Source organism: Leifsonella bigeumensis (genome assembly GCF_039537265.1).
Taxonomy (GTDB): Bacteria; Actinomycetota; Actinomycetes; order Actinomycetales; family Microbacteriaceae; genus Terrimesophilobacter; species Terrimesophilobacter bigeumensis.
The window spans coordinates 743,492-760,249 of the sequence record NZ_BAABAE010000003.1; the positions used below are offsets into that span (position 1 = coordinate 743,492).

A 16,758-nucleotide genomic window follows, 5' to 3' on the forward strand; every position below is an offset into this window, starting at 1 on the left:
CCGGGACGGTCAGTCGGCCAGTCCGGCCAGCACTTCGCGGACGCGCCGGAGGTCTTCCATGAGCGAGCCGACCAGGATCCAGTGATCCGGATGCGGCTTCGCGATCACGAGGGGGGCGGTCAGGGCCGGGAGCTCAGCGGTCACCGGTTCGGCGTCGTCGTGGAGGGGGCGCGTGAGGTTGCGCGCGGAGAGCCGCACATCGTGCGAGGCACGGTCCAGTTCGACGGTGATGGCTCCCACGGTCGGGTCGGACGCGAGGGCGTCGTCGTAATGGTCGTGCACCGCGCGGGTCATGCCGACCACACGCGTCACGAGCACGGAGAGGGAGGCGAGGTACTCACGGTCCCGTTCGAGTGCCGTACGGTGCCGGGTGCCGAGCGGGTTGAGCATGAGACTGTCCTCGGCCGTCGACACGGCGGCGGCGGCCTCCGCCTGCAGGGCGCGAAGGGTTCGGACTCGCACGAGCATCGATCGGAGCGCGGCGGCATCCGAGACCGACCTGAGGTTCGCAGTGAGTTCGTCGAGCGATGCCGCGATCCCGTCGGCCAGCCGGGTGACGGCCGCGTGCGCCGGGCCCGCGAGAACCGGCGGCACGATGATGACGTTGACGACGAGCCCGATGACGGCACCGATGACCGTCTCGATGACACGTTCCCCCGCGTAATGCAGTGTCCCGCCGCCGAGCGCGACGACGAGCATGGCGCTGATCGGGATCTGGTTCGCCGAGCCGGGGGTCAGACGCAGCACCCAGGCGAGCAGGAGTGAGACGACGATGACCCCCAGGACGACCCAGGTCGCATCCCCGAGCAGCTCATGCGCCGTGTAGGCGAGCGTGACGCCGAGGACGACGCCGATGCTTCGCTCCAGGCCCTTCGCGAGCGACTGGTTGACGCTCGGCTGAACGACGAGCAGCGCCGCGATGGTGGCGAAGATCGGCACGGGCTGTCCGAGGAGCAGATTGCAGGCGAGCCAGGAGGCGATCGCCGCGATCGAGGTCTTGACGACCTGCAGCACGGGGCTCCTGGTCTTCGACTGGAGGGACAGGACGGGGCGCGCCATCCGTTCAGCGTAGCCGCGTGGGCGGCTCACTCGGTCGGGAGCTGGAGCCCTTCGAGGTCCTCGATCTCGACGGGCAGGTAACCGTCGTCCGGAACGTTGCTTTCCGCGGGCACGAACGGCACCGAGTCGTCGACCACGCTGTGACCTTCGGACTCGCCGGGTGCGGCCGCGGCTGCGGGATCAGCGGCGCCGACCGCGACGCTCGCCAGAAGTGCCCCGGCGAGGACGAGGGATGCCGCAGCCGCACTGATCGAGGCGTTGGAGAGGTTGAGGGTGCCGGCGAACCGGAGGCGGCGAACCGCCACGGCGATGCCGACGAGGGCGACGACAGCGATGGCGAGGGTGATGATGAACGGTAGGTTGATCCCGGCCATGGGGGCAGGGACAATGCTCAACGCAGCAGACATTGCCGGTTGTTCCTCTCGGGGTGAAGGAACGGCTTTCGGGTGAAAGTGTTACGTGCGACCGCATGCCGGATAACGGGGAGACACACGGGTGTACCCCAGCACGTTAGCAGCCGGCCTGAGCTTAGGTCAAGACGGACTTTCGATGAGCTTCGCACCGAGAAACCGTGCGTAGGCGGTGCTCTCGCGTGCGAATCCCTTGTTCGCCGTCGCGTTGAGCGGCGAGAACGGTTGCGCCGCGACGACGACCCCTCTGGCACGTTCGGTGCGTCGCCAGGTCCCCACGACGAGCCCGTCGTTCACGATCGTCGATTGGAACATGCCGTTGCCGCCGGGGACGATGCGCTCCGCGTGCTCCGCTGACAGCTGCGGCGTGCGGTCCTGATAGCCGAGCAGGTACTCGTCGAACCCGGGAAGAATCCGGATGCCGTCCCGCTTAGGCTCCGGGTCTGCTCCGGCTGCGAAGTACAGCGGTTCCCCGTCACGCTCGATCGACGACAGGCTGTCGCGCGCGACAGCGAGCCCGACCCGCGCATCCCCGAGCGTCGTCGACGACCACCAAGCGAAGTCCCGGATGCTCGCGGGTCCGTGGCTGCGGAAGTACCGTCCGACGAACTCGCCGAGCGCCTCCTCGCGCTCCAGCATCCTGCTGTTCCGGATCCACTCTTCGGCGAGCACGAAGGTCTGCTGTCTGCCCTCGGGCGGGCCGAAGCACAGGGTTCCGGTCTGCGAGAGGTACCACAGCACGTGGTAGCCGCGTTGGCCGTCCGGCGACACCCCTGCGCCCGCGAAGACCTCGTACATGGCGTCGCGGGCGAGGATGCGTCCGCCCTCGAGCGCGGCGATCGACGCGTCCCTCGCGCCCTCGAGCAGCCGCTCGTCGAGTCCGAGGGCGGCGCGTCGGGCGAGCGCCCCCTTCACGAGACGCTCCGAGGTGAGCGAGAGCATCCAGCGCAGGTCCTCCGCCGCCACGAAGTGGAGTGTGCCGCGCATGGGCCAGGAGCGCACGATCGATCGGTCGAGGATCGCGGCGTCCACGTCCGCCACCGTCGAACCGGGCAGGCGCAGGCCGATCGACCACGTGGCGCCGGCGAAGTCCTGCGCCTGCATCGCCGTCATCCAGCGAACGACGGATGCGGGGGTCGCCAGGTCGCTCGCGCTGATCCGCTGGGCGGCCAGGCGCATCCGGACGATGCGGCGGTCGGTGCTCCTCACGGCCGGCCCTCTCCGCCGGTGTCGACCTCGTGGGTCTCCGGTGCCGGCCGCGATTCGGCCAGCGCGATCGCCTCGGCGGCGCGCACGAGACCGAGGTGGGAGAGCGCCTGCGGGGTGTTGCCGACCTGGTGCCCGGAGGTCATGTCGTACTCCTCGGAGAGCAGGCCGACATCATTGCAGAGGGCGACGAGCCGGTCCATGAGCTCGACGGCATCCGGAAGTCTGCCGCTGCGCGCGTACTGCTCGACGAGCCAGAACGAGCAGGCGAGGAAGGGGTACTCGCCCGTCGGCAGTCCGTCGTCGGTGTGCTCGGTGCGGTAGCGCAGCAGAAGGCCGCTGCTCTCGAGGAGCTCATCCTCGATCGCGGCGACCGTCCCGAGCATGCGCGGGTCGTCGTAGGCGATGTAGCCGATCTGGGCGAGCTGGAGGAGGGTCGCATCCACGCCCGGGCTGCCGTAATACTGCGTGTAGGTGTTGCGCTCGCGGTCGAACGCGTTCTGCTCGATCTCGTCGCGGATCGTATCGCGCAGGGCCTCCCAGCGCTCGGCGGGGCCGTCGAGCCCGTAGTCGCGCACCGCGCGGATACCGCACTCGAGCGCCGCCCAGAGCATCGCCCGGGAATGCGTGAAGGCGCGCTGGGGCCCGCGCATCTCCCACATGCCGTGATCGAGCCGCTGCCAGTTCTCCTCGACGAAGCGCAGCATGACCCGCTGTAGCGGCCAGGAGAACTCGTCCTCCTCGACCCCCCGCGCGCGTGCCTTGGCGAGCGCGATCATGGTCTCCCCGAAGATGTCCCCCTGGTACTGCGTGAAGGCCGCGTTGCCCTTGCGGACCGGCGAGGCGCCCCGATAGCCGGGGAGGCTGTCGATCGTCACCTCGGTGAGTTCGCGTTCGCCGCCCAGGCCGTACATGATCTGGATGTCCCCCGGATCCCCGGCGATCGCGCGAAGGAGCCAGTTGCGCCAGGTGAGCGCCTCCCCGCTGAAGCCGCGGCTGAGCAGCACCTCGAGCGTGGCCGACGCGTCGCGGAGCCAGACGAAGCGGTAGTCCCAGTTGCGGACGCCACCCCATTGCTCCGGCAGGCTCGTCGTGGCGGCGGCGGCGATGCCGCCGGTGTCTTCGTGGGTGAGCGCCCTGAGCACGAGCAGGGAGCGCAGCACGAGGTCCTCGTACCTGCGCTCGCGCTGGTCGCAGGATGCCGCCCAGTCGGTCCACCACGCCGTCGTCGCCGTGATGCCGGCATCGATGTCCGGGCGCAGCGGGGCGACACGATGGGACGGGTACCAGGTGAGCGAGATGTCGACCGTCTCGCCCTCCGACACCGTGAAGTCGGAGACGTGGGCGTGATCGGCAGCGGTGAGCTTCGGTCCCCGCACGACCACCGCATCCGGGCCGGCGACCGCGATGATGCCGTGGCCGGCCTTCTCCTCGAACTGCCGCACCCAGGGCATCGCATCCGAGTAGCCGAACCGGATGCGCAGCTCCTGCTTCATCGCGACGTTCCCGCGGATGCCGCGCACGCGTCGGACGACATCGGCCCGCCGGTCGCCGTGGGGCATGAGTTCCGTCACCTCGACCTCGCCCTCCGTCGTCACCCAGCGAGTCACGAGTATGAACGTCGAGCCGAGGTAGCTCCTGGTCGTTTCGAGCACCTCGCCGGCGGGGGCCAGCAGCCACCGGCCGTGATCCTCGGTGCCGAGGAGTGCTCCGAACGTGGAGGCGGAGTCGAAGCGGGGGAGGCAGAGCCAGTCGATGCTGCCGTCCCTGCCGACGAGCGCCGCCGTGTGGCAATCCCCGATGAGTGCGTAGTCTTCGATGTCCAGGGGCATCGTCCCATTGTGACATCCGATCATGACCGGGCTCAGGGCGCGCGGCGTTACCCTTGGGTGATGGCACGCCAGATCGGAACCCTCGTCATCTTCGGAGCAGGAGGAGACCTCGCCCGTCGCCTGCTCCTCCCCGGCCTCGGGCAGCTCGTCGATCTGGGCCGAAATCCGGATTTCCGACTCATCGGGGTCGGCCAGAATGCGATGTCGAACAGCGCCTGGCGCGCGCGCGTGGCGAAATCCTTCGAGGCGGGTGGTGCGACCGGAGCGAAGGCCCGTGCGCTCGCTGCCGAGACGGAGTACCTGAAGGCCGACGTCACGAATCCGGATGACCTCACCCGCATCCTTGCGGCCTGCACCGGCACACCCGCGCTCTACTTCGCCCTGCCGCCCCAGGTCACGATCGCGGCCTGTGCGGCGCTCGCGCACGTCGACCTGCCCGCGGGGACGGTGTTCGGGCTCGAGAAGCCGTTCGGCACCGACCTGAAGAGCGCCGTGGCGCTCAACCGGCAGCTCGTCAAGCTCATCCCGGAGCAGCAGATCCACCGGGTCGATCACTTCCTCGGCAAGTCGACGGTGCTCAACCTGCTCGGCCTGCGGTTCGCGAACCGCATCCTCGAGCCGGTCTGGAACGCCGACAACATCGAGCGCGTCGACATCGTCTTCGATGAGAAGCTCGCCCTCGAGGGCAGGGCGGGCTACTACGACCACGCGGGCGCCCTCATCGACATGATCCAGAGCCACCTGCTGCTCGTCATGGCACTCGTCGCGATGGAGCCGCCGTCGAGCATCGACGCCGAGGACCTGCGCGGGGCGATGGCCCAGGCGCTGCGCGCGACCAGCGTGCTTGGCGGGGACCCCGCCGGCTCGAGCAGGAGAGCCAGGTACACGGCGGGGGCCATCGGAGGACGGAAGCTGCCCTCCTACGTCAAGGAGCCGGGCGTCGATCCGAAGAACCGCACGGAGACCCTCACCGAGGTCGTGTTCGGCATCGAGAACTGGCGCTGGGCCGGCGTGCCCTTCACGCTGAGGTCGGGCAAAGCGCTCGAGCGGGCTCGCAAGGAGATCGTCGTGACCTTCAGGGAGGTGCCGCACCTGCCGGCCGGCTTCAGCGGCAAGCCGGGTCCCGCGGCGCTGCGGATCTCGCTGAGTCCGGACGACATCAGTCTCGACCTCAACATCAACGGCTCGGGCGACCCCTTCACGATCGACCGCGTCGTCCTGAGCACCGAGTTCGGCGCCGGCGAGCTCGGCCCATACGGCGAGGTGCTCTCCGGCCTGCTCAGCAACGACCCGACCCTCTCGGTGCGGGCGGATGAGATCGAGGAGTGCTGGCGCATCGTCGAGCCGGTGCTCGCGGCGTGGAAGAAGGATGCCGTGAAGCTGGAGAGCTATCCGGCCGGTTCTGCCGGGCCTGCTGCATGGCGCCGCAGTCGTCTCTAGGCTCTGCCACCCAGGAACGAGCCCAGCAGGTCCCCATCGCGCTCGACCCGCTCGAGCACCTCGCGGTGGTCGAGCTGCGCGAGGTCTGGGCCGTCGACACCGGAGGAGTCGAGCTCGTCCCAGGTGCGCGGCGCGGCGACGGTCGGGCGCAGCCGCCCGCGCAGCGAATAGGGTGCGACGGTGGTCCTCGACGCGAGGTTCTGGTTCCAGTCGACGAACACTCTGCCGCGACGCTTCTCCCTGACGAGGGTCGCGACGATGAGGTCGGGATGATCGGCCTCGAGTGAGTCCGCGAGTTCCTTCGCGACCTCCGTCAGGCGCTCGGAGCTGCGCTTCCCGTCGGCCGCTGCGTAGAGGTGGATGCCCTTGCTCCCGCTCGTGACCGGATGCGCGTCGAACCCGAGCGCGGAGAGTCGATCGCGCGCGATCCGGGCGACCTGGACGCACTCGGCGAGGCCGACGCCTTCCCCGGGGTCGAGGTCGAGCACGAGACGGTCCGGGTTGCGCTGCGCGCCTCGCGGGCCGAACCGCCACTGGGGGACGTGGAACTCGAGCGTTCCGCGCTGCACGAACCAGAGCAGCGTCGCCGTGTCATCGATGAGCGGGTAGTCGTTCGAATGGTCGGCGTGCTGGATGGTTCTTCGGCGAATCCAGGACGGCGCGTCGCGGTCGAGGTTCTTGTGGAAGAACACCTCGCCGGGGGCATCCGCGGTTCCGACCCCGTTGACCCACTGCTTGCGCGTGGCCGGGCGTCCGGCGAGGTAGGGCAGGATCACCGGCGCGATCGCCCGGTAGTACTCGATGACCTCGCCCTTCGACATCCCGGTCTCCGGGTACATGACCTTGTCGAGGCTCGTCAACGAGATCCGGTGACCGTCGACGGTGATCGCCGAGCCCCTCTTGTCTGCGGGCGACGCGGGAGTGGCTGCCATGACTCCATCATCGAGAATCACCTGACCGTTTGCTGGACATCGCTTCCCGGCCCGCAGCACCGACCTAGGTTGATGGTGACATCGGGAAGGAAAAACTCATGGCCGAGAACCCAGTGATGCCCACGGAAGTCTCAGCGCGCATCGGCGCATTCGACCGGTTCGCGGAGGCCGCATCCCGCGTCGCCAGCCGTGCCTGGTTCTTCTGCTTCTGCGTGCTCCTCGTCGTACTGTGGGCGCCGTCGATCGTGCTGCTGCGGGACATCGACACGTGGCAACTCATCATCAACACGCTGACCACGATCATCACGTTCCTCATGGTCGCCCTCCTGCAGAACAGCCAGACTCGAGCGGACCAGGCCGTTCAGCACAAGCTCAACGCGATCGCCGACATGCTCTCCGACCTCGCCCGCGAAGACGGTCTCGAGGACGACGCGCGGGAGCTGCGCCGGGCCGTCGGTCTCGAAGAACACGAGAGCACGACCCACAACGCCGACACGAGTTCAGAGGGGCGCTAGTCCTCGGGATCGGAGGGGTCGATGGGCGCGTGGTGGTCGCGGCCGGCCTCCCCACGCTTCCAGTAGCCGTCGATCTTCACCTGGCCGGGCGGCAAACCGAGCTCGCGCCGCAGGTAGCGGCGGATCGGGATGAGCGTCGTCGCCTCGCCGGCGACCCACACGAAGGTGTCGTCCCCGATCGGGCCGAGCGCCCGGATGGCCCGCTCGAGCGCGCCCTCCGCCTTGCCGAGCCAGACGACCCTGGCCTTGTGCACGTGGTCGGGGTCGAGGTAGGCCGCATCCGACGGATTGTCCAGCTCGACGAAGCCGAAGATCTCGATCTCCTCCGGGAGCAGTTCGATCCAGCGGGCGACGGCGGGAAGGGCGGATTCGTCGGCGCCCAGGATGACGCGCCTCGCACCCGTCGGCGGCAGGTGGGAGCCGCGAGGCCCCGCGACGCTGAGCACGTCGCCCTCCGTGGCGGATGCCGCCCAGCTCGATGCCGGCCCGTCGCCGTGGAGGAAGAAATCGAGATCGAGCTCTGCGGGCCTGCCATCGGCTGCCGGGCGGAATGCGCGGGGCGTGTAGTCGCGGCGGACGCCCTCCGAGAACAGCAGCTTGACGTGGTCGGCCGCGCCGAGGCTCGTGAAACCGTCGAGCTGCTCGCCCTGCAGGGTGACCCTCAGGAGGCCGGGGGACAACTCCTTCGTCCTCGCGACGGCGAGGTCGCGGACGACTACTTCGTGGCGCACAAGCTGGCCGCGCTCGATCACTGTGGGACTCCTGGGGGTTTCCGGGCGGACCGTTCTCCGGCCGCACTCGACGACATTCAACGCTAGTGCACCCGGCGGGACCGTGCTCCCACGGGTGCGGTGCGAGGACGTGCCGGAGCGACGGCGGTTCAGAGGAGCCCGTAGGCGGCGAGCTGGTCGGCGAGCCCGGCGCCATCCGGCGCATAGACCCAGCGGATCGGCCCATCCGGATCGTGGTCCCCGGTCTTGCGCCCGCCCGCGAGCACCGCCTCGCCGCCGGAGAGCTGCCGGATGGCGACGGCCGCGATCCGGTCGGGATGCTCGGCGGCGAAGGAGGCGTAGAGGTCCTCGTCGTGCTGGCCGTCGTCGCCGACGAGGATCCAGCTCAGGTTCGGGAACTCCGCCACGAGCCTGCGCAGGCTCTCCTCCTTGTGCACTCGCCCGCTGCGGAACCATCGGTCGTGCGTCGGCCCCCAGTCGGTGAGCAGGAGTGGTCCCGGAGGATACAGATGTCGGGAGAGGAACCGGGTGAGGGTCGGGGCGACGTTCCAGGCGCCGGTCGAGAGGTAGACGACGGGGGAGCCCGGGTGGTCGCGTACGAGCTTCTCGAACAGCACGGCCATTCCCGCGACCGGGGTGCGTGCGTGCTCGTCGAGCACGAACGTGTTCCAGGCGGCCAGCAGCGGCCGGGGCAGGGCCGTGACCATGACGGTGTCGTCGACGTCGGAGATGAGCCCGATCGTCGCGGCCGGATCGACGATGAAGACGGGTGCGGAGACCGGCTGCGACTCACCCGTGCGCAGGGTGATGGTGTGCCAGCCGGGGGAGAGGGCGACCTCGATGACCTCGTCGACGACCCCGCCGCGGTCCGCGGTCACCGGATGCTCCACCCCGTCGACGCCGACATGCACCGTCACTTCGCCGACAGGCACGCTTGTGAAGCTCCGCCAGCCGCGGATCTTCCGATACCGGATGTCGTCGACCGCCTCGGGCTTGGCGAGAAGCACGCGCGAGAGCACGCGGATCCACTGTGTCGAGCCGTAACCCGTGTAGGGCATGACGACGGGGGTAAGTCCGCGCCTGCGCGCGCGCCTCTCGCGAAAGCGGTGGAACCGGTCCTCCAGCCTTGCGGGGAGACGGAGCGGCGGTGCGAGGTCCCCGGAATCCGGACCTCCGGCGGCCCGGTCTTCGGGGTTCGGGCCATCGGCATCCGGCGTCGTCGCTGGCCCAGTCATCGTGCCAGTCTTTCACGGTGCGGTCAGGCCCGGCGACGCGCTTCGCACGAGGTCGGGGAGTTCCTGAGAAAAGTCCTCATATCCACTGAGTTGAGGAAGTATATCGCGCCCTCGCGAAAGGGGCGGGCTACAATTTACTCAATAATCCTGGCGACCGTCGGCCGTTGATCGGTCACTGTCGTCAGCTGACAAATGAGACGGAGAACGCCGTGTCGGGACCGACCGTACTTCTACGCAATGAGCCCGTGCAGGCGCGCAGCACTGCGCGGCTGACCAGCCTTCTGGATGCAGCTGCGGCGGCGATCGACCATGTCGGATTCGAGCGCCTGACGACCGCAATGGTGGCCGAGCGGGCCGGCGCCTCCATCGGAACCGTCTACCGCTACTTCCCCGACCGGATCGCCGTGCTGCAGAGCGTGGCGGCGCGGGCGGTCGACCGCTTCTCCGACCGGGTGCGCACCACCCTGGGCAGCCGCCAGTACGGCACCTGGTGGGATGCGATCGAGGCGCTCATCGACGAGGGGGTCGATGCCTTCGCCAAGGAGCCGGCCTTCGCCGCGCTGCGTTTCGGCGACGTTCTGGATCTGCGCCCGCGCGAGAACACCCGGACCGGCAGCAGCGAGGTCTCCGACGTGCTCGCCCCCGTGCTCGTCTCCCGGTACGGCTTCAAGGACGATGCTGACCTCCCCTTCCGCCTCGAGGTGGTGTTCCAGCTCGTCGACTCGCTCCTGGCCCGGGCCTTCGCGTTCGACGCCCGCGGTGACAAGCAGTTCATCCGCGAGGCCAAGCGCGTGGCGCACAGCTACCTCGTGAGCGTCTACGGGGAGCCCACCCCGGCGGTCTGAGTCCGCCGCATCCGTTACCGCACGAAGCTCCAGGCATCGGCCGACCCGTCCCCAGCGCGGAGTCGGTCGATCCTTTTTTGCTGAAGATCGGCCCAGCAGGGAATGCCGGGGGTGCCCAGTAGTGTTTGACTGGTCTGACGGCAACTCGAGGAGATGAGCCAGAGCCGATGATCGAGTTCCAGTCCGTTTCCAAGCGATTCCCCGACGGGACGCAGGCTGTCGACGACTTCGACCTGGTGATCCCCTCTCGCAAGACGACCGTGCTGGTCGGCTCCTCCGGGTGCGGCAAGACGACGCTCCTGCGCATGATCAACCGGATGGTCGACCCGACGGGCGGCTCGATCCGTATCGACGGCGACGACATCGCCGGGCTGGAACCGGTCGCCCTGCGGCGAAGGATCGGCTACGTCATGCAGAACTCCGGGCTGCTCCCGCATCGCAGGGTCATCGACAACGTGGCGACGGTACCCATGCTCGAGGGTGTGCCGCGCCGGGTCGCGCACGCACGAGCGCTCGAACTGCTCGACACCGTCGGCCTCGACCGCTCGCTTGCGGAGCGCTACCCGAATCAGCTCTCCGGTGGCCAGCAGCAGCGGGTCGGGGTCGCGAGGGGCCTCGCGATGGACCCCAACATCCTGCTCATGGACGAGCCTTTCGGCGCCGTCGACCCCATTGTGCGCGCCGACCTGCAACAGGAGCTGCTCCGGCTCCAGCGCGAGCTGGGCAAGACCGTCGTCTTCGTGACCCACGACATCGATGAGGCCTTCCTGCTCGGAGACCAGGTGGTCATCCTGCAGGTGGGGGCGCACATCGCCCAGCAGGGGCATCCGAAGCAGATCCTGGCCAACCCGGCGAACGACTTCGTCGCCGACTTCATCGGTGCGGGGCGCGGCAAGCGCCGCCTCTCGGTGGACTCGAGCGTCCCCTCCGCCGGCGACGACTATCTCCTCGTCGACGGGAGCGGATACGCCGCGGGCGTCGTCGAGGCGCCGGGCGGGGTGCTCGTCGGTGCCGGATCCGGGCCGAAGTCCCGGAGCGTCTCGAACAAGACCGACCAGGCGGGCGACGCCTGATGCAATGGCTATGGGACAACCGTGATCTGGTCCTCGGCCTCACCCTCGAACACGTGAGGCTGAGCATCCTCCCGATCATCGTCGGTTTCATAGTCTGCATCCCGCTCGGCTGGGTCGCGACCCGGAACCGCGTTGCCCGGTCCGTTCTGCTGAGCCTCGGCGGCATCCTGTTCACGATCCCGTCGCTCGCGCTGTTCGTCGCCTTGCCCGTCATTCTTGGTACCAAGATCCTCAGCGACATCAATGTCATCGTCACCCTCACGATCTACGCGATCGCGATGATGATCAGGGGTGCGGCGGATGCGTTCGCCTCCGTGTCCACCTCGGTGCTGCAGTCGGCGACGGCCGTCGGCTACTCCGCATTCAGCCGGTTCTGGTCGGTCGAACTGCCCCTCGCCGGCCCTGTTCTGCTGGCGAACCTGCGTGTCGTGTCGGTGAGCACGGTGAGCCTGCTGAGCGTCGCTGCCCTCATCGGCAAGGGCGGTCTCGGCTACCTGTTCCTCAACGGGTACCAGCGCGACTTCCCGACCGAGGTGGCGATCGGCATCGTCTTCATCCTGCTCATCGCCCTCGCCTTCGATCTCGTCCTGGTGGCGCTCGGACGCATCCTGCTGCCCTGGGCGCACACCGTCTTCCCGCGGCTCAGGGCCAGGCCGGTGGCCGATGCGGTGGCCGCGTCATGAACTTCTTCGCCGAAGCATTCGCCTGGATCTTCGATCCGGCGCACTTCGCCATGGTGAACGGGATCTGGCCGCGCACGGTCGACCACCTGTTCTACACGGCGGTCACGATGCTCATCGCCATGGTCATCGCCATTCCGCTCGGGCTCCTGATCGGTCACACCGGTCGGGGCCGGAACCTCGTGATCGTGACGACGAGTGCGGCCAGGGCCCTCCCCACCCTCGGTTTCCTCCTGTTCATCATCCTGTTCTCCGGACTCGGGTTGTGGCCGTTCGTCATCGTCATGGTCGTGCTCGCTGTTCCTCCCCTGCTCGCGGGCGTCTATTCCGGGCTCGAGGGCGTGGATCGCCAGACGATCGATGCGGCCAGGGCCGTGGGGATGTCGGAATGGCAGATCATCGGCCGAGTCGAGATCCCGCTGGCTCTCCCGCTCATTCTGGGCGGCATCCGGTCATCGGTGCTGCAGGTCATCGCGACCGCGACGATCGCCGGGTATGTCGGACTGACCGGCCTCGGCCGATTCCTCATCGAGGGGCTTGCCCTGCGCGACTACACGCTCGCGATCGTCGGAGCCATCCTGGTCGCCGTCCTCGCGCTCGCGGTCGACGGGCTGCTCGCCCTCATCCAGAGACTTGTCGTCCCGCGCGGGGTGTCCCGCGGGATGGCACGCACCATCAGCACCAGGTCGCGGCGGCCCACCAGGCTGCCGGCCATGACTGTGGCACCCATCAAGGAAGGATAAAGAGAAATGCATGCACCCAAGAGAAACCGCATCACCGCGGGTCTCCTTGCGATCGGGCTCACGGCAAGCCTTGCCGCCTGCAGCAGCGGCAACCCGCTCGGAGGCGACGGGAACGATTCGCTCGGCTCGATCACGATCGGCTCCCAGGGCTTCGCGGAGAGCGACATCCTCGCCCAGCTCTACGGCCAGGCGCTCGCTGCCGGCGGGTACACGGTGGACTACGCCCCGGGCATCGGATCGCGCGAGACGTTCATTCCTGCGCTGCAGGACGGGTCGATCGACCTCATCCCCGACTACGCGGGAAACCTGCTGTACGGCGCCGACCCCAAGGCGACAGCCGCCTCGACGGCTGATGTCATGGAGGCGCTCCCCGCCGCCCTCGAGCCGCTCGGCCTCGTCGTGTCCACGGCTGCAGAGGCACAGGATGCCGACTCGCTCGTCGTCACGAAGGAGTTCGCCGAGGCGAACAGCCTCGTGACGATCGCCGACCTCAAACCCATCGCCTCCAAGATCACGATCGGGGCGAACACCGAGTTCGAGGGTCGATCCTACGGGCGTGAGGGGCTTGAAAAGGTCTACGGCGTGAAGGGGTGGAAGTTCAAGGCGATCGACGACTACGGCGGGCCGGGCACCCTGAGCGACCTGCTCAGCGGGGCCATCCAGGTCGCCGATATCTACACGACCACCCCGTCGATCAAGCAGAACGACCTCGTCGTGCTCGAAGATCCGAAGCATCTCATCGCGGCGCAGAACATCGTCCCGCTGTTCAACAAGGACGCCTACTCGGTGCGGGTCGCGAACATCATCGACCAGATCTCGAACAAGCTCACGACCGAGGAGCTCATGAGCCTCAACGAGATCAGTGCCGGTGACTCGAAGCCGTCACCCGAGAAGGTCGCGAAGGACTGGCTCACCCAGATGGGCCTCATCTAGAGGCAGCCGGTCGCGACTCCGCGCCGGCAGCTCAGGGAAGGTCCTCCCGGGTGGTGGCATCGCCATCGCCCGGGAGTTCCATGTGGCGGCGCTGACTGCGCTCGAGGAGCTTCTTCACGCCGAAGGCCACGAGCACGAACACGACGATGATGACCACGAAGATATATCCCGCCCAGTGCAGTCGCCCGGCGAGCTCACGGTAGGTGCCTGCCGCCAGCCACCCGACGGAGGCGTAGGTGACCGCCCAGATGACGCAGGCCGGGAGAGTCCAGGCGATGAACTTGCGGTAGCGCATCGTGCTCATCCCGACCGTGAGCGGGATGAGCGAGTGCAGCACCGGCAGGAAGCGGGACACGAAGACCGCGATCCCGCCCCGACGATCCAGGTAGTTCTCGGCCCGCATCCAGTTCTCGTAGCCGACGCGCTGGCCGAGCCGACTGCCGCGGATCTTCGGGCCGAAGTACCGGCCGAGGGCGAAGCCGATGCTCTCGCCACCGAGTGCGCCGGCGATGACGATGATCACGAGCGCCACATACTCGAGCCAGTTGGAGATGCCCGTGCTCGCGACGATCACGATCGTGTCCCCGGGGACGATGAGGCCGATGAGCACCGAGGTCTCGAGGAGGATGCCGATGCCGGCGATGATCGTGCGAGCGATGGGGTCGACGTTCTGCACGATGTCGAGCAGCCAGGTGAGCACCTCGTTCATGCGGCGGCCGCCCGTACCGGCTTGCGCAGGGCCTCGCGGCGACTGCGCCAGAGGGCGAGCCGACCGGGCAGCTCGGCGAGCTGCAGTCGGCCCCTCCCGGCGCCATCCTCGTCAGCGCCATCGACCCAGCTCGTCACGATCCGGATGCCGTGGAGCGCGTTGAGAGCCCAGACCTCCGTTCCGTCGAGCTCGGCCGGGGTGACCGGCTCTCGGTGCGTTTCGACCCCGAGCGCCGTCGCCAGGCCGAAGACGCTGCGCGCCGTGACACTGTCGACGCGATCGAACTCCTCCCAGCCCGGCCCCTCGGGCGCTCCGAACAGGATGTCGCCCCGCCACCACACGATCGACGTCGTCCCACCCTCCACGACGAATCCGTCCGGGGTGAGGATGACGCCGTCGTCGGCCCCCCGCTCCTGCGCGGCGCGACGTACCTGCATCATGGCGCCGAGATCGGGACCCTTGATCGTCGGAACGCGGCGAAGCTCAGGCCCGCGGTGGGTGGCCAGCGCGACCGACGACGACAACGGCGGCGCCGTGCGCTCCCGGTAGAGGAAGGAGGCCGCGCCATTCTTCGACTGCAGTTCGACGCGCGGGAACCAGTCGCCTTTCGCAGGGATCGCCGCGATCGACGCCTCCCAGAACGACGCGAGTGCGGCATCCGTGAAGCCCTCGAGCCCTGCGCCGCGCTCGGCGGCGGCCGCGAAGAACCGGTCGCGGTGGAGGCGGAGGGCGAAGGCGGTGCCGTCGGTCGTCAGCCAGGAATCGGCGGCCTCCACGACCCATTCCGTCGGGTCGCAGTAGTCGATCGGAATGAGGGCGTCGCCCGCCCAGCGGGAGAGGGCGGCGGAACTCATAGAGTTAGCGTATGCGCCGCCGCGTGATCGCGACACCTCGGAGCGAGTGGGTCGATCCCGCCGTCGCGTTCCAGGCCCTGTGCCGTGGGGACCTTCCCGCGTTCTGGCTCGACTCCGGCGTGAGCGCGACCACCGGGTGGAGCTACCTCGGGGTCGCCTCGCGCACGGTGACCGCTTCGATCGAGGGCGGCAGCCTGACCGAGTGGCCATCCGGCGCACGTCGCGACGGCACGGTTCTCGACTTCCTGCGCGAGGAGCTGGGGCCGGGAATCGAAGCGGATGACACGGCCGGCACCGGACCGTTCCGGCTCGGCTGGGTCGGGTGGCTCGGCTACGAACTGCACGCGCAGGCCATGGGCACCGGCATCCGTCGGCCATCGCGCTACCCGGATGCCGCCCTCATGTTCGTGGATCGCGCGCTCGCCTTCGACCACGCCACCCGCACGGTCAGCCTGGTGGCGCTCGGCGAAGACTGGACCGGCGACCTCGCCGCCTGGCGCGGGGCGACCGAGGCCGCCCTCTCCCCACCGTTTGTGCGCGATTTTCGGCGGAATGGGATGGGCCAGAGCGCCCAGGATCGCGCACAAACGGCGAGATGGGCGTACGCCGACTCCGATTACCTTGCGAAGATCGCCGCCTGTCAGCGGGCGATCGCCGCCGGAGACGCCTACCAGCTGTGCCTCACGACCGAGGTGCGCCTCGACGCGCATCCGGACCCCGTCGACACCTACCTGCGGCTGCGCGAACTGAGCCCGAGCCACCACGGAGGATTCGTGCGCATCGGTGGAGTGAGTCTCCTCAGCTCCTCCCCGGAGCAGTTCCTCTCCGTCTCCGCCCCCGAGCCGGGCTCGCGCAGCCGCATCGTCGAGTCGAAGCCCATCAAGGGCACCCGTCGTCGCGGCACGACACCCGAGGAGGACGCCGCCCTGCGCGCAGAACTGCTCTCGAGCGACAAGGAGCGCGCGGAGAACCTCATGATCGTCGACCTCATGCGCAACGACATCGGGCGCATCAGCGAGGTGGGCTCGGTGACGGTTCCGGGCCTGCTCGCGGTGGAGACCTATGCCCAGGTGCACCAGCTCGTGAGCACCGTGAGAGGAGTGCTGGCGGCCGGCCTCGACCCGGTGGATGCCGTGGCGGCCTGCTTCCCGGCCGGCTCCATGACGGGCGCGCCCAAGCACAGTGCGGTGCTGACACTCGACGGGCTCGAGGAACGACCGCGCGGGATCTACTCCGGCGCCTTCGGATACTTCGGGCTGGACGGGCGGATCGACCTCGCCATGGTCATCCGGAGCATCGTGCTCGACGCCGACGGAGCGACGGTCGGCACCGGCGGCGGGATCACCGCGCTCTCGGTTCCCGAGGAGGAGCTCGAGGAGGTTCGAATCAAGGCGGCGGCCCTCCTGCGCGTTCTCGGCGCTGCCGAAGACGGCTCGCCGCGGTCTAAATGACTGTCGCGGCGACCCGGCTCGCGACGCGGCGAGCCGTGAGTCGCTAATCTGGTAATTCGGGTCGCGGCGGCGAGCACGCCGGACATCAACGGTGATCGCCCGTACCCACC

Annotated in this window: 17 protein-coding genes; 8 read left to right on the top strand and 9 right to left on the bottom strand. The window is 68.7% G+C overall.

Features of this window, described 5'->3' with window-relative positions:
* Positions 1 to 9: 9 nt before the first annotated feature.
* The 4 genes from ABD678_RS08665 to ABD678_RS08680 all read right to left on the bottom strand — a co-directional run bounded on the left by ABD678_RS08665 (position 10) and on the right by ABD678_RS08680 (position 4,507).
* Positions 10 to 1,059 (bottom strand): FUSC family protein, encoded by a 1,050-nt coding sequence (locus ABD678_RS08665; protein ID WP_344755722.1) that lies wholly within the window; start codon positions 1,057 to 1,059, stop codon positions 10 to 12.
* Between the two features lie 26 nt (positions 1,060 to 1,085).
* On the bottom strand, positions 1,086 to 1,433 hold the full coding sequence (locus ABD678_RS08670; RefSeq protein WP_344755724.1) for a hypothetical protein: 348 nt from the start codon (positions 1,431 to 1,433) through the stop codon (positions 1,086 to 1,088).
* Positions 1,434 to 1,592: 159 nt separating this feature from the next.
* Complete coding sequence (locus ABD678_RS08675) at positions 1,593 to 2,678, bottom strand: winged helix DNA-binding domain-containing protein (RefSeq protein ID WP_344755726.1); 1,086 nt, start codon at positions 2,676 to 2,678, stop codon at positions 1,593 to 1,595.
* Positions 2,675 to 4,507 carry a glycoside hydrolase family 15 protein gene (locus ABD678_RS08680; protein WP_344755728.1) on the bottom strand — a complete coding sequence of 611 codons (1,833 nt, stop codon included), beginning with the start codon at positions 4,505 to 4,507 and terminating at the stop codon, positions 2,675 to 2,677. The genes ABD678_RS08675 and ABD678_RS08680 overlap by 4 nt, the downstream gene beginning before the upstream one ends.
* A 60-nt stretch (positions 4,508 to 4,567) precedes the next feature.
* Here ABD678_RS08680 and ABD678_RS08685 point away from each other — a divergent pair, with 60 nt between their 5' ends.
* Positions 4,568 to 5,947, top strand: a complete 1,380-nt coding sequence (locus ABD678_RS08685) for a glucose-6-phosphate dehydrogenase (RefSeq protein WP_344755730.1) — start codon at positions 4,568 to 4,570, stop codon at positions 5,945 to 5,947.
* On the opposite strand, the gene ligD is transcribed toward ABD678_RS08685, so the two are convergent.
* Complete coding sequence (gene ligD, locus ABD678_RS08690) at positions 5,944 to 6,879, bottom strand: non-homologous end-joining DNA ligase (RefSeq protein ID WP_344755732.1); 936 nt, start codon at positions 6,877 to 6,879, stop codon at positions 5,944 to 5,946. The two genes, ABD678_RS08685 and ligD, sit on opposite strands and share 4 nt — an antisense overlap.
* A gap of 98 nt (positions 6,880 to 6,977) precedes the next feature.
* Between ligD and ABD678_RS08695 the strand changes: the two genes are divergently transcribed.
* Positions 6,978 to 7,394 (top strand): low affinity iron permease family protein, encoded by a 417-nt coding sequence (locus ABD678_RS08695; RefSeq protein ID WP_344755734.1) that lies wholly within the window; start codon positions 6,978 to 6,980, stop codon positions 7,392 to 7,394.
* On the opposite strand, the gene ABD678_RS08700 is transcribed toward ABD678_RS08695, so the two are convergent.
* Complete coding sequence (locus tag ABD678_RS08700; RefSeq protein WP_344755736.1) at positions 7,391 to 8,146, bottom strand: siderophore-interacting protein; 756 nt, start codon at positions 8,144 to 8,146, stop codon at positions 7,391 to 7,393. The genes ABD678_RS08695 and ABD678_RS08700 overlap by 4 nt on opposite strands.
* A 128-nt stretch (positions 8,147 to 8,274) precedes the next feature.
* Positions 8,275 to 9,360 (bottom strand): App1 family protein, encoded by a 1,086-nt coding sequence (locus ABD678_RS08705; RefSeq protein WP_344755738.1) that lies wholly within the window; start codon positions 9,358 to 9,360, stop codon positions 8,275 to 8,277.
* Positions 9,361 to 9,569: 209 nt separating this feature from the next.
* On the opposite strand from ABD678_RS08705, the gene ABD678_RS08710 reads away from it, so the two are divergent.
* The 5 genes from ABD678_RS08710 to ABD678_RS08730 all read left to right on the top strand — a co-directional run bounded on the left by ABD678_RS08710 (position 9,570) and on the right by ABD678_RS08730 (position 13,634).
* Positions 9,570 to 10,205 (top strand): TetR/AcrR family transcriptional regulator, encoded by a 636-nt coding sequence (locus ABD678_RS08710; RefSeq protein ID WP_344755740.1) that lies wholly within the window; start codon positions 9,570 to 9,572, stop codon positions 10,203 to 10,205.
* A gap of 167 nt (positions 10,206 to 10,372) precedes the next feature.
* Positions 10,373 to 11,278: an ABC transporter ATP-binding protein gene (locus ABD678_RS08715; RefSeq protein ID WP_344755742.1), complete on the top strand. Its 906-nt coding sequence runs from the start codon at positions 10,373 to 10,375 to the stop codon at positions 11,276 to 11,278.
* Positions 11,278 to 11,961 carry an ABC transporter permease gene (locus ABD678_RS08720; RefSeq protein ID WP_344755744.1) on the top strand — a complete coding sequence of 228 codons (684 nt, stop codon included), beginning with the start codon at positions 11,278 to 11,280 and terminating at the stop codon, positions 11,959 to 11,961. Before ABD678_RS08715 ends, ABD678_RS08720 begins: the two co-directional genes overlap by 1 nt.
* Positions 11,958 to 12,701 carry an ABC transporter permease gene (locus ABD678_RS08725; RefSeq protein ID WP_344755746.1) on the top strand — a complete coding sequence of 248 codons (744 nt, stop codon included), beginning with the start codon at positions 11,958 to 11,960 and terminating at the stop codon, positions 12,699 to 12,701. The genes ABD678_RS08720 and ABD678_RS08725 overlap by 4 nt, the downstream gene beginning before the upstream one ends.
* A 6-nt stretch (positions 12,702 to 12,707) precedes the next feature.
* Positions 12,708 to 13,634, top strand: coding sequence for an ABC transporter substrate-binding protein (locus ABD678_RS08730; RefSeq protein WP_344755748.1), 927 nt, complete (start codon positions 12,708 to 12,710; stop codon positions 13,632 to 13,634).
* 31 nt (positions 13,635 to 13,665) lie between these two features.
* Here ABD678_RS08730 and ABD678_RS08735 read toward each other — a convergent pair whose 3' ends face one another.
* Entirely contained in the window at positions 13,666 to 14,343 is a 678-nt protein-coding gene (locus tag ABD678_RS08735; protein WP_344755750.1) for a DedA family protein, read from the bottom strand.
* On the bottom strand, positions 14,340 to 15,197 hold the full coding sequence (locus tag ABD678_RS08740) for an aminotransferase class IV (protein WP_344755752.1): 858 nt from the start codon (positions 15,195 to 15,197) through the stop codon (positions 14,340 to 14,342). Before ABD678_RS08740 ends, ABD678_RS08735 begins: the two co-directional genes overlap by 4 nt.
* 11 nt (positions 15,198 to 15,208) lie before the next feature.
* Between ABD678_RS08740 and ABD678_RS08745 the strand changes: the two genes are divergently transcribed.
* Positions 15,209 to 16,648, top strand: a complete 1,440-nt coding sequence (locus ABD678_RS08745; RefSeq protein ID WP_344755754.1) for an anthranilate synthase component I family protein — start codon at positions 15,209 to 15,211, stop codon at positions 16,646 to 16,648.
* Positions 16,649 to 16,758 lie beyond the last annotated feature (110 nt).